This is a genomic window from Nocardiopsis sp. NPDC006938, from assembly GCF_042869555.1.
Taxonomy (GTDB): Bacteria; Actinomycetota; Actinomycetes; order Streptosporangiales; family Streptosporangiaceae; genus Nocardiopsis.
Genome location: NZ_JBIAGA010000008.1, coordinates 250,894 through 263,586, shown reverse-complemented (window position 1 = coordinate 263,586; position 12,693 = coordinate 250,894). Strand labels below are relative to the sequence as shown.

The 12,693-nt window shown below is 71.4% G+C and carries 8 protein-coding genes; 3 read left to right on the top strand and 5 right to left on the bottom strand.

The window, feature by feature from the left end; translation table 11 throughout:
- Positions 1-183: 183 nt before the first annotated feature.
- A complete protein-coding gene (locus tag ACFYL4_RS15175) occupies positions 184-1,149 on the bottom strand; it encodes a DMT family transporter (protein WP_387518818.1) in 966 nt (321 codons plus the stop codon).
- 594 nt (positions 1,150-1,743) lie between these two features.
- On the opposite strand from ACFYL4_RS15175, the gene ACFYL4_RS15170 reads away from it, so the two are divergent.
- Together ACFYL4_RS15170 and ACFYL4_RS15165 are read left to right on the top strand one after the other, a co-directional pair.
- Positions 1,744-2,508, top strand: a complete 765-nt coding sequence (locus ACFYL4_RS15170) for a FadR/GntR family transcriptional regulator (protein WP_387518817.1) — start codon at positions 1,744-1,746, stop codon at positions 2,506-2,508.
- Positions 2,505-3,704, top strand: a complete 1,200-nt coding sequence (locus ACFYL4_RS15165) for an MFS transporter (protein WP_387518816.1) — start codon at positions 2,505-2,507, stop codon at positions 3,702-3,704. Before ACFYL4_RS15170 ends, ACFYL4_RS15165 begins: the two co-directional genes overlap by 4 nt.
- 178 nt (positions 3,705-3,882) lie before the next feature.
- On the opposite strand, the gene ACFYL4_RS15160 is transcribed toward ACFYL4_RS15165, so the two are convergent.
- Positions 3,883-5,448, bottom strand: a complete 1,566-nt coding sequence (locus ACFYL4_RS15160; RefSeq protein ID WP_387518815.1) for an SLC13 family permease — start codon at positions 5,446-5,448, stop codon at positions 3,883-3,885.
- Positions 5,449-5,703: 255 nt separating this feature from the next.
- On the opposite strand from ACFYL4_RS15160, the gene ACFYL4_RS15155 reads away from it, so the two are divergent.
- Positions 5,704-6,702, top strand: a complete 999-nt coding sequence (locus tag ACFYL4_RS15155) for a TAXI family TRAP transporter solute-binding subunit (RefSeq protein WP_357763806.1) — start codon at positions 5,704-5,706, stop codon at positions 6,700-6,702.
- Positions 6,703-6,793: 91 nt separating this feature from the next.
- Here ACFYL4_RS15155 and ACFYL4_RS15150 read toward each other — a convergent pair whose 3' ends face one another.
- From ACFYL4_RS15150 to ACFYL4_RS15140, 3 genes are read right to left on the bottom strand one after another with little or no spacing between them, the layout of a single operon-like run.
- On the bottom strand, positions 6,794-8,197 hold the full coding sequence (locus ACFYL4_RS15150) for a HAMP domain-containing sensor histidine kinase (protein WP_357763809.1): 1,404 nt from the start codon (positions 8,195-8,197) through the stop codon (positions 6,794-6,796).
- A 3-nt stretch (positions 8,198-8,200) separates the two neighbouring features.
- Complete coding sequence (locus ACFYL4_RS15145; RefSeq protein ID WP_357763812.1) at positions 8,201-8,869, bottom strand: response regulator transcription factor; 669 nt, start codon at positions 8,867-8,869, stop codon at positions 8,201-8,203.
- 50 nt (positions 8,870-8,919) lie between these two features.
- Entirely contained in the window at positions 8,920-12,678 is a 3,759-nt protein-coding gene (locus tag ACFYL4_RS15140; protein ID WP_387518814.1) for a hypothetical protein, read from the bottom strand.
- Positions 12,679-12,693 lie beyond the last annotated feature (15 nt).

Sequence of the window (12,693 nt, the reverse complement as noted above, 5' to 3'; positions counted from 1 at the left end):
GCAGGTGTTGATCTAGACAATCCACACCTATGTCGGAGGCCCTCTCTTGCTGTCAAATCACTGCCGGGCTGTACTCAACCTCCATGGTCAGTACACCTAGCCCGGTCCGGTCCCGCCGGACCGGCCCGTACGGCTTCGAGCCCCGTCACCCCTGTGGCGGGGCTCCGTCGTGTCCGCCGGGGCTCACCTGCGCGAGGACGACAGGGCCACCCCGGCCACGATGAGCACCGCGCACACCGCCTGGGCGCCCGTGACCGGCTCACCGATGGTCAGGTAGGCGAGCGCCGCGACACAGACGGGCTGGAGGTAGTAGAGGACCCCCGCGCGGGTGGCGCCGATCATCTCCACGGACCGGTTCCAGAGGAAGAACGCCAGCGCCGAGGAGGCGGCCCCGATGTAGAGCAGGGCGGACAGGTTCCCGGGGGTGGGGGTGAACCCGCCCTGGACCACGAGCGAGACGACCTGCGCGGGCAGCAGCATGACCAGGCCGAACAGGACCGTGGCGGCGAGGAACACCACGGCGGGCAGCTCCTGGGGCTTGCGCCTGAGCAGGGCCGAGTACCCGGCGAAGGTGAACATCGCCGCGAGCATCCAGAGGTCGCCGGTGGCCAGGTCCATGCCGATCAGCACAGCGGGGTCGCCCTTGGTGATCAGACCGACCACCGCCACCAGGGCGACCGCCATGCCGGTGATCCGCCGCGGTGACGGCCGTTCGCCGCCGACCGCCGCGAAGACCGCGATCGCCACCGGGGAGGCCGCCGCGATGAGGGCGAGGTTGGTGGCGGAGGTGGTGTGGCCCGCGACGTAGATCAGGGTGTTGAAGAGCGTGACGCCCAGCAGGCTGACCAGGGCGATGTAGGGGGCGCGCTCCCGGATGAGGCGCCGGTGCTCCCAGAGTCCCCGGGCCGCGAACGGCAGGAGCACGGCCAGGGCGATCGCCCACCGCCAGAAGGCGGTCTGAACGGGCGGGATCTCCCCGGAGACCACCCGGGCGATCACGAAGTTCCCGGACCAGATGAGGGTGGCCGCGGCGGCCAGGAGCGGCCCCAGCCACAGCACCCATCGCTGAACGCGGGAGGCGGTGGCCCCGCCGCCGGGCCGGGGTTCGGCCGGGTGGTCGGGTTCGGCCGGGTGGTCGGCACTGGTCACGGTGACGGACTCTCCTTCGGACGGATCATCGGATGAATAGGGAGCGCGCTCCTGCGGGCGCGGAACGTGGGCGCGCCGACGCGGATACGGGCTGTGGGCTGCGGGTGCGCGCACCACACGGGTGCTGGCTGGCGCCGGAGCCCCATGGTGGGCCCGAGTGCGGGACGATCCCGTCCGGTGACGGCTGCCCCCGCGCGGACGCGGGCACGGACTCGCTCCGGGTCTCGGCGACGGGTTCACCCACCGCCCGTGAAGTGGATCGCGCCCGCGTTCGGCGACGGATGCGCGCACCGCCCGAGCGTCGGCACCGGTTCGGGGAGGGGCGGACGGAGCGAGGGAGGGCGGACCGGGAACACCGACGGACCGCGAGGGGCGGGCTCCGTGGCGGTGACGGTTCCGGACGAGGGCAGCACGAGGACCTCCGAGCTGGAGTGCGGTGTGCGGCCGGGGCGATTGTCGCACACACCCGCGCCGACGAGCCGCCGGACCCCGGACCTCGTCTTCCGGACCTCATCCCCCGGACCTCGTCTTCGGGTCTCGCCCGGGGGGGCACCCTTGTGGGCCCGGCTCCGCATGCCTAGACTCCCCGTGCAAATGTCGGACAACCAGGAGGCCACCGTGACGTCCATGACCCAGCCCACCCGGGCCGAACCCCTGGTCGTGCAGGTCAGTAGGCAGTTCAGGGCACGCATCACCTCCGGGGACTGGGCCGTGCACAGCCGCATCCCCGGTGAGAAGCGCCTCGCCGAGGAGCTCAGGGTCAGCCGGGGCACCGTCCGTGAGGCCCTGCGCGCGCTCACCGCCGCCGGACTCCTGGAACCCCGCGTGGGCGACGGCACCTACGTGCGGGCCAGCGACGAACTCACCGGACTGCTCGCCCACGGCGGCGGCACCGACCTCGAACACGTCCTGGACGTGCGCGCCGTGCTGGAGGTCGCCGCCGCGGAGCGGGCCGCGCGCCACCGCACCGACGCCCACCTGGACGCCATGCGCGAGGCGGTCGCCGCCCGTGCCGAGGCCGAGCGCGCCGACGACGTCGACGCCTACGTCGCGGCGGACTCCCGCTTCCACCGGGCGGTCGTCGAGGCCGCGCACAACCCGCTGCTCACCAGGCTCTACGACGCGCTGCGGGAGAACGTGGTGGAGTCCATCCGGCGCACCACCGCCCTGCCCGAGGTCCAGGGCCTCAACGACCTGCACGAGGGCCTGCTCGCGGCGATCGAGGACAGCTCCCCCGAGCACGCGCGCGCCATCGCCACGGAACTCGCCGACGAGCTGGGGTTCATCAGCGCCGTCGTCGAGGACGAAGCCCGTGACGGGGACCCCGCCGACACCCGCCGCGCGGACGGCACCGCGTGAGCGCCCCCACCGCCCAGGCCCCCGCCCGCACCTGGGCGCGCGCCGCCCTGGCCACCGGCTCCGTCCTGGTGATCGCCTCCTGCCTGCGCCCCGCCCTCACCTCGGTCGGCCCGGTCCTGGAGGCCGTGGGGGCCACCACCGGGCTATCCAACGGCGCCCTCGGTATCCTCACCGCGCTCCCCCTGTTCGGCTTCGCCCTCTTCTCCTCGCTCGTCCACGGCCCCACCGCCCGTTGGGGTGTGGACCGCGTCGTCCTGGCCGCGCTCGCCCTGCTCGCCGCAGGCATCGCGCTCCGCTCCCTGCCCGCCCTCGCCGCCCTGTGGCTCGGCACGGCGATGATCGGCGCGGCGGTGGCCTTCGGTAACGTCCTCGTCCCGGTGATTTTGCGCCGCGACCATCCAGGGCGGATCGCCCTGGTCACCGGGGTGTCGTCCTCCGTGATGACCGGGTTCGCCGCCGTGGGCGCCGGGCTCTCGGTGCCGCTCGCGGCGCTCGCGGGGGGCTGGCGGCCCGCGCTCGCGCTGTGGGCGGCCCCCGTGGTGCTCGCCCTGCTGGTGTGGGCGGCCCGGGTCCGCTGGATACCCTCCCCCGCGCCCGTCGCCGCGGCCAACTCCCCCGCCGAACCCGTCGGCTCGGTGTGGCGTTCGCCGACCGCGTGGCTGCTCACGGCCTTCATGGGGCTCCAGTCCACCTGCTACTTCACCCTGGTCAACTGGTTGCCCAGCGTGGAGGCCGCACGCGGGGTGGACCCGGAGACGGCCGGATGGCACCTGTTCGCGTTCCAGATCACCGGCGTGGTGTCCGGGCTGGCGATCACCGCGCTCATGGGGCGGCGCGCGGAGCAGCGCCCCGCCTGCCTGGCGGTGAGCCTGCTCATCGTGGCGGCCATGGCCGGACTGCTGTGGGTCCCGGCTTGGGGGCCGCTGTGGATCATGGTGGCGGGCGCGGGCACGGGAAGCTCGATCGTGGTGGCGCTGTCCCTGATCGGCCTGCGCGGCCGCACCCAGGCGGAGACCACCCGGCTCTCCGGGATGGCGCAGTCCATGGGCTACCTGCTCGCCGCCTGCGGCCCGATCGCGGCGGGCGTCCTCATCCAGCTCACCGGCGAGACCGACCTGGTGCTGGTGCTGGTGGGCGTCCTCGCCCTGGTCCAGACGGGTGTGGCGTTCGGGGCGGGCCGGGACCGGCGGATCTGAGCCAGGCCCCGTCATCCGGGCTCCGGACACAGGGAGAACGCCCCTCCCTTCACCCGTCGGACGGTGACGGGGAGGGAGGGGCGTTCCCGGGAGTTCCGGGACGGGGCCCCAAGGTGGTGGGGCCCCGTCCCGGGGAAGGGGCCGTCCGCTCTCTACTTCGGTCGGCCCGCGGGTGGCACTAGAAGACCTGTACTCCGAGAGCCCAGCTGAACAGGGCGTACATGGAGAACATGATCAGGACGAGCGCGGTCATGTTGAACCACAGGCCCGCGCGGAGCATCTCGGTGATCTTCACGTACCCGGAGCCGAACGCGATCGCGTTGGGCGGGGTGGCCACCGGCAGCATGAAGGACATGGAGGCCGCCAGGACCGCCGGGATGACCAGCGCGAGGACGTCGATGTCCATACCGACCGCGACACCGCCCATGATCGGGAGGAACGTGGCGGCGGTGGCCGTGTTGCTGGTGAGCTCGGTGAGGCAGAGCACCAGGACGACGACCGCGAGGATGAGCGCCCACATGGGCACGCCCTCCAGGATGGCGACGCGGGTCCCGATCCAGGCGCTCAGCCCGCTGGACGTGAACTGCGAGGAGATCGCGATACCGCCGCCGAACAGCAGCAGGATGCCCCAGGGCAGCTTGAGCGCGGAGTCCCAGTCGAGGAGGCGGTTGTCGCGGTCCGCGGGAATGATGAACAGCAGGACCGCGACGAGCATCGCGATCATGGCGTCGGAGACACTGCCGATCCACGGGATGACCGAGGCGACGGCGTCGTTCTTCGCCAGCATCGGCGCGAAGATCCAGGAGCCGGCGGCGAACGCGAAGACCGCGAGCACGAGCTTCTCGGCGCGCTTCATCGGGCCCATCTTGGCCAGCTCGCCCCGGATGAGCTCCTGGGCGCCCTCGAGGCGCTTGACCTCCGGCGGGTAGATCACCTTGGCCAGCAGGAACCAGGCGATCAGCAGGAAGATGATGGCGAGCGGGACGCCGGCCATCATCCACTCACCGAAACCGATGTGGATGTCGTGGTTCTCGGCGAGGTAGCCGACCATGAGGACGTTCGGCGGGGTGCTGATCAGCGTCGAGACCGAGCCGATGGACGCGGAGTAGGCGATCGCCAGCATCAGGGCGGTGGCGAAGTTGGCGTCCGTCTTGCCGTTGCGCAACTGCGTGACCAGGCCGATCACCGACAGGCCGACCGGCAGCATCATGACGGCCACCGCGGTGTTGGACACCCACATGCCGATGACGAAGGTCGCGGCGATGAACCCGCCGATGAGGCCGACCGTGTTGGAACCGACCTTCGACACGATCAGCAGCGCGATCCTGCGGTGCAGGTCCCACTTCTGCATGGCCAGGGCCAGCATGAAGCCGCCCATGAACAGGAAGATGACGTCCGAGCCGTACGACGGGGAGACGTCACCGATCCCGACACCGTCGATCAGCAACGGGAAGAGGACCAGCGGCAGCAGCGAGGTGGCCGGGATCGGGATGGGTTCGGTCGCCCACCAGATCGCGATCCAGGCGGTGACGGCGGCGACGATGCCACCGTTCACCGACATGACGGTTTCGGTGTCGCCGTCGCCCAGCGGCAGAGCCATCTCCGGCAGCAGGAAGTAGATGAGCAGACCGACCAGCGGACCCGCGACGAAGCCGATCACCCGGCTCCGCGTGGTGCGCTCCCCGGGTGTGCCCTTGGTCGTGGCCGGAGCGTCGTCCGGTTTCTTGTCGGCTTCCATCGCCATGTGTGGCCTCCTGCGTGCTGGTACGGCAGCTGTCCGCGACTCCCCTCCGGTCGACACCGTGTTGCCTGCCGGTTTCTCGGGGGTTACTACCTCTTGATGAGGAGATGATTGTTACGACCCCCGAATGTGTGCAACGCAACTGCGCAAGAGTTGGGATTCCTCTGACATTGGGCCACGCTGGGTGTGTGTCCTGGGGCACAAAGTGACGCGCGATACACGCGCGTGACCACCGCCCCACCCGCCTAAGCTGCGTGTATGCATCCGAGGGAAACCGACCGCCGCACGGTGCTCCTGGGCCTGGCGGGAACCGTCACCGCGGCGGCGGTGACCGGTTGCACACGCGCGCCCGACGCCACCCCGCCCCGGCTCATCGTGGCCACCGGCCCTCCGGGCGCCGTCTACCGGGAGATCGGCGGCGAACTCGCGGTCCTCCTCGACGAGCGCCTGACGCACAACAAGGTGATCCCCGTGGAGACGCGCGCCTCACACGACAACCTGTACCTGTTGGAGGACGGCGACGCGCACCTGGGGCTGGCCAACCTCGACTCGGTCCTGGCCACGGAGGTCGAGCAGCAGAACCTCGTCAGCGCGGTGGGGCGCCTCTACGACAGCTTCGTGCACCTGGTGGTCGCCGCCGACTCCCCCGTGCGGCGGCTGGCCGACCTCGACGGGCTGCGGGTGTCCATCGGAGCCTCGGACTCCGGCACCGAGTTCACCACCGAGCAGATCCTCGCCGAGACCGGTGTGGAACCCGAGGTGATCCGCCTCGACCAGGCCACCTCCGCCGAGGCCCTGGAGTCGGGCGGGATCGACGCCATGTTCTCCCTGACCGGTCTGCCCACCCCCGCCATCGCCGACCTCGCGGACCGGATTCCGCTGCGCCTGGTCGACCTGGCCGACATCGCCGACCAGATGCTCACCGTGTACCCGGAGGCCTACTTCCCCGCGACCATCCCGGCCACGACCTACGCGGGGATACCCGCGTGCCCCACGATGTCCATCCCGAACCTGCTCCTGTGCCGCCAGGACCTCCCCGACGACCTCGTGTACGTGGTGACGGACACGGTGTACACCGGCGCGTCGCGGCTGGCCGAGCAGCGCCCCGAGGCGGCCCAGATCAACGTGCGGACCGGTATCTCCACCGGGATCGTGCCACTGCACGCGGGCGCAGAACGGTGGTACCGGGACAACAAGCCCGCCTCTGAGGGCGCGCAGATCCACGTGAGCCCGTCGGCGCGGACCCCCGCCGACTGAGCCCGGCGACCGGGCCCGGCGACCGGGTGAGGCCAGGTGAGGGCCGGGCGACCGGGGAGGCCCGGGACGGCGGACGGGGACGGCGGACCGGTCAGTCCCCGTCGGGCGGAGCCGCCGGGGGCAGGGTGATGACGACACCGAACCCGCGCCGCCCCTGGTCCGCGAGGCCGTCACCCAGAGTGAGGACACCCCCCGACTCGCGGACCAGGTCCGCGACGATCGGCAGCCCCAACCCGGTGCCCTCGGTGTTCTGGTGCCGGGGCGAACGCCAGAACCGGTCCAGGGCGGCCTCGCGCTCCTCCTTGGGCAGGCCCACACCGTTGTCCAGCACACCGACGCGGACCTGCTCGCCGTCCTCAGCGCGCACCTCGATCCGCGTGCCGCCCGACAGCCGCAGCGCGTTGCTGACCAGCTCGTCGAGGATGCTGCCCAGCCCGCCCGCCGGGGCGTGCGCCCACAGGTGGTCGGGCAGGTCCGTGGTGACCTCGATCCCCCGGGACTCCCCCAGCGCGTTCCAGCGCGCCACCCGGGTGTCGACCACCCCGGTGACCTCCACGACCTCGGTCCCGGTCACGCTCTCCAGCCTCGTGGCGGCCAGCAGGGAGTTGAGCATGCGGTGCATGACGGTGGCCTCGTCGATCGCGATCGCGTGCGCCTCGCGCGCCTCGGGGCCCTTCAGGTAGGGGGACAGGTTCTCCACGGACAGCCGCAGGCTCGCCAGGGGGTTGCGGAGCTGGTGGGAGGCCTCCGAGACGAAGGAGCGCTGGCGCTCCAGGGCCCGGCGCACCACCCCCACCATGGTGTTGAACGAGTCCGTGAGGCGGCGCAGCTCCGGAGGTCCCCGTTCCGCGTCCACGTGGACCTCCAGGTCCCCCGAGGTCACCGCCGTCGTGGCCGCGTCCAGGCGGTGGATGGGTTGCAGGACCCAGCGTGACAGCGGGAGGGAGGCCGTCACCAGCAGCGCCAGCGGCACGACGCTGAACAGGGCCATCCACCCCCACGTGGTGAGGATGTCCTGGCTCAGGACATCGGTGGGCGAGACCAGGACCACCGCTCCCGCGACCTCGCTGTCACGGCCGATGGGTTCGGCGATCACCAGCGGGTCCGACCGCCACGGCCACACCGTGGTCGGCGGCTCCGGCCGCTCACCGGCCAGCGCCACGGTGATCACGGAGCCCATGCCGAGGTCCGCGACCAGGTCGCGCATCCGATCGGTCGATCCCGAGCCCGCCACCACCTCGCCGTCGGGGGCGACCAGCACCACGGGGATGCCGTAGAGCTGTTCGTACCGGGACATCTCCTGGGTGAGGGCGTTGCTCCGCTCCGCCTGGAGCGCGGTTCCGGCCAGCGAGGCGAACCGGCCCGCGTCGCCCAGCCGGTCGACGTACACGGCCTGGGTCTGCTGCTGGGCGATGACCGTCGCGATGGGGACCAGGACCGCGCCGACCAGGACGAAGGCGATGGGAAGCAGAACGGTGAGCAGACGCCTGAGCACGGGTCAGGCCTCGTCGAGCATGTAGCCGACCCCGCGCACCGTGCGGATGCGCGGCGTGGGGCCGATCTTCGCGCGGAGCGAGGCGATGTGCGTGTCGAGGGTGCGGGAGGAGGCCTCCCAGGCGGCGCCCCACACCTGGTCGAGGATCTGGTCCCGGGCGACCACGCGCGGGGAACGCTCCACGAGCAGGCGCAGCAGGTCGAACTCCTTGCGGGTCAGCGGCAACGGCTCGCCGTCCGTGCGCGCCTCGCGGGAGTTGACGTCCAGGGTGAGCCCACCGACCCGCAACGGGGGGTCGACCTGTTCGGGTTCGGCGCGGGCCGTGCGGGTCCGGCGCAGGACGGCGTCGATGCGGGCGAGGAGCTCGGCGACCCCGAAGGGCTTGACCACGTAGTCGTCGGCGCCCGCGCGCAGGCCCCGGACCCGGTCGCGCTCCTCGCCCCGGGCGGTGACGGCGATGATCGCGGTCTGCGGCCGTTCGCGGAGCCTGCGCAGGAGGTCGATGCCGTCGGCGTCGGGCAGGCCGAGGTCGAGCAGGACCACGTCGGCCGAGGGCGCCGAGAGGGCGCGCTCGGCGGTGGCCACCCGCTGCACGTCGAAGGAGGCCGCCCGGAGCGCGGTGACCAGGCCACGGGCCACCCGGTCGTCGTCCTCGACCACGAGAATACGCATGGCTAGTCATAGTAGGCAGAGACGGCGGTGGCCGCCCCACCGGCACGCGCTCACCCCCGCAGGGGCACCCGCCGAGGGATGTGCGGGATGGCGTCCCGGATCACCTGCGCCGGGTCCACGACGGAGAGTCCGAGCTGCTCCAACCACGACGCCACCTGCGTGATGCTGGTGAACACCGTGTGGGCGAGGTGGACCAGGTCGTCGAGTTCGATGGCGACCGTGGCGTTCAGGTACTCCGACTCCTCCCCGTACTGGGAGAGCAGGTGGATGGCGGCCGGGAAGCTCAGTCCTTCGGGGAGCGACCGGTGCGAGACCTCCATCCCATAACCAGCCAGACGCCCCACGATGGTCTCCACTCCCTCGTGCAGCTCCCGGGAGGCGACGACCACGTGCGCGAGCGGCATGGGGTCGCCCACCCGGACCCCCCACCACCTCAGGTGGTGGTTCGCCAACAGGGCCTCGTCCAGGTCGTCGTACTCCTCGGGGAGGGTGAGGGGGATGTCGAAGCCGAACTCCCGGAGCCGAGCGAATGCCAAGTCGAGTTGGTCCGGGTACTGGCTCTCCATGATGTCCGCGTAGGTCACCCCCTTCGGCGGCGAGACCCCGAAGTCCTCACCCTCCCCGTAGAGGAGGTCCAGGTCACCGGAGTCAGCGTCAACCGGGAAACGGGGCGGGACCGGTAGCCCCTCCTTCCCCAGGACCCGCACCATGTCCACGGGTTCCACACCGATCTCCTGAGCCCAGTTGATGAGCAGCGCGGGGGCGATCACGTCCTCCCCCTGGACCCACGGCCAGCCGCCGTTGCCCAACGGGCTGAGGTACTGCACGAACCCCTGATCGAGGTCGTCGGGGATCGAGGAGTCTTCCGCGTCGACCCCGCACTCCCTCAACAGCCCGCGGATCTCCGGTACCGGGCGCTCCATCGACTCCGAGAGCGCGAAGAGAGCCCCTGCGGGCAATCCCTCTCCCTTGCCCGGAAAGGCCTGCGGCCTCCCCGGGCCCAGAACCCGCAGCAGTTCCTCCAAGACGGGCTGTCCGGCGGCCGAAGCCACGTGCGCGGGCACGTCGAAGCCCTCGTACCGGAGAAGAAACGCCACCTCCTGGATATCGAGGTCGAGCGCTCGAGCCGTGCGGAACAGGGTCACGGGGGTCACGGGGGCCCCTTTTTCCAGTTCCAGACAGAGGATCTGTCGGAGCTGAGCGGACGCGGGTTCACGAAGATCGGCCGCGGCCAGCACCGCGCGAGGGATACGCAGATACCCGAGATCACACAGTCTGCCCAGGAAGTCCTTCGGGGTCGTATCGAGTGTCCGCAGGATCTCGGGCAGCTGAAACTCCAGGTCGCCTCGCCAGAAGCCGGGTGCGGACAGCGGAGTATCGTTCCCGGCCATGAGCTGGTCGGACGGAACGGCGTCTCGCACGTCGGTGACCACGCCCAGCTCCGGGCAGAGAGCTGTCAGTTCCTCGAGAACCTCCGGGTCGCCGTGCACCAGCATCCTCCACAGGAAGATGTGCGCCGGAACCCTCCCCAGCGGAGAGAGCGGTGAATTCCTGTAACGGCGCTGGTACGACATCCCCCTCGTGAACGGCTCGATGCCGGGCAGGTCGAGGTCGGCGGGGAAGAAACCCCGGCGCTTCGTGCCGTACCGACCCAGCCCCAGGGGGGCTGAGACACCCCTCCGAACCGCGGCCTCGGCGACGAGGTCCGCGAGCACGATGCTGCCGTTCGCCAACCTCGCCACCCACTCCGTGCACAGCAGGGGGCTGGCGGTGTCGATCAGGGCAACGGCGGCCTCGCCCAGTACTTTCCGGACCGGACCTTCCGTCTCACCCAGGACCTGGGAACGGTCCGCGGACAGCGCCAGAGGAGCACCCGAGCCGCGCAGGTTGACCACCACACCGTCCAGCCCGGCGGCCGATGTCGAGAAGACCCCTCCGTTTCCACCAGGGCGGGTGAGCAGACCGTCGACGAGGAGGGCCCCGCCCTTCTCACACCACAGGACGTCGGCCCACTCGTGGAATCCCTCCCACGCACAGACGACGCCACCTGCCCAGTAACCGCTCACGGGCTCCTCGTTCCGCTCCGGTGTACGGAGCGCGAACACCCCGGGCTCCCACACGTGCCGGTCGTCGCCCGTGGCGGTGGTGCGGAACTCGGCGATACCGAGCACGCTCCTCAGCACCTCCACGCACGACCACTCCGCCTGCGCAGTGTCCGGCCGCAGGTACAGACGAACCGTGGTGCCGGGGGTCCGCCGCTCCCGTCCGGTCCGGACCACGCGGAACAGGTGCCCCGGGCCATGAATGGCCGCCTCCAGCTCCGGCCCCAGCACACCGTCCGCGCCCATGCGGCAGGTGGTCACCCGGATCTCGTCGGCGAGCATGAAGTAGCTCAGCACCCCGATCCCGAACCGGCTGTTCGGGTACAGCCGGATCGGCGGGTCCTCGCGCGCCCACCGCTCCCGCTCCAACAGGAAGCCCGACTCCTCGGCGAACCGCGAACCCGCGTGGGAGAACACCCCCCGCAGTTCCTCCTCCCCCATGCCCACACCGTCGTCGGAGCAGTCCACGTAGGGGCGCCCGTCCTCGTCCACCCCCTGCACGAACTCGATCGCGCCCTCATAGGGGTAGTGGGCGAGGGAGGACCGGTTCAGGTACTCGGTCCGCGCCCTGCGGTACCGGCACGCGTCCAGGGCGTTCTGGTACAGCTCCCGGATCGCCAGGTCCTTGTTCTTGTACAGCTGCTCGCCGGTGAGCAGTTCGCGGGCCCGGCGCTCGTCGATCCGGAACCGCGCCCAGCTCTCGAAGGCACCCCGCGCGGGCTCGACGCGGTCGGAGGAGAGTCGGGCGGGCAGCCCGGCGACCCTGCCGCCCAGAACCCGGTGGATGCCGTGCAGCAGCTCGTCCGCCCGCTCGACGTACTGGTGCAGGCCCTCGATGACCGCCTCGTGGCCGCACTCGGCCTCCAAACTGAGCAGGTGCGGGTCGCCCCGCCAGCACGCCTCGGCCACGGTCCGCCGCACCTGTGACGGGTCCACCGGGTAGGGGATGGCGAGGTGTTCGACCACGGTGTCCGACAGCGAGGTCGGCTCCGGGGCCATCGCGAGCCCCAGGGCCATGGTCAGCGCCAGTCGGCGCTCCCGTAGGTACTGCGCGCCCTCGGCGGGGACGTACTCGTTCTCCCGCAGGTCGGCCAGGTACTCGTCGTTGCAGACCCCGCGCCCGAGCCGGAGACCGTGCAGGAAGTGGCGGATGCGGTCGCTCTTCCACAGCCTGTGGAAAAGTCGCGGCGCCCTCTCCCAGAGATCCTCGATCCCCTCGCCGTTCTCCGCCCTGGCCATCCAGCGGTGGAACAGCCACCAGCCCACGGCCTCCTCGTCCTGCCTCCGCCGGAGCACCCGCTCCGTGAGGCCCCGGTACTCGGCGGCGAACGCCTCGAAGGAGGCCCGGTCCGGAGAGGGCGACGCGGTGGGCACGAGCGAGCCCGGCCCCAGCGTGGCACGTTCGGCGGCCCGTCGGAGTTCGTACACGCGGAGAAGGAAGGGCGTGAACACCAACAGTGCCGCCTCGGCCGGGTACAGGTCCGCGTCCCCGCTCCGGTCAGGCGAGCCGAGCAGCTCGGTCAGCCGTTCGTGGAAACGCAGGGGCGCGCCGTGGTCCAGCCAGGGGTCGTCGGCCAGCCGGGCCCGCGCCTCGTCGCGCAGGGGTACCAGGTCCTGGACGAACGCGATCGCGGCGCGGCGGAACGGCTCCGCGTCGCGGTCGGCCGGAACGCGCCCCCACAGTGCGGATTCCGCCGCGCTTTCCACCCAGGGATCGCGGTC

Coding starts and splice junctions, on each gene's coding strand:
- ACFYL4_RS15170 (WP_387518817.1), top strand. CDS start 1,744: ATGTCGGACAACCAGGAGGCCACCGTGACGTCCATGACCCAGCCCACC.
- ACFYL4_RS15160 (WP_387518815.1), bottom strand. CDS start 5,448: ATGGCGATGGAAGCCGACAAGAAACCGGACGACGCTCCGGCCACGACC.
- ACFYL4_RS15155 (WP_357763806.1), top strand. CDS start 5,704: ATGCATCCGAGGGAAACCGACCGCCGCACGGTGCTCCTGGGCCTGGCG.
- ACFYL4_RS15145 (WP_357763812.1), bottom strand. CDS start 8,869: ATGCGTATTCTCGTGGTCGAGGACGACGACCGGGTGGCCCGTGGCCTG.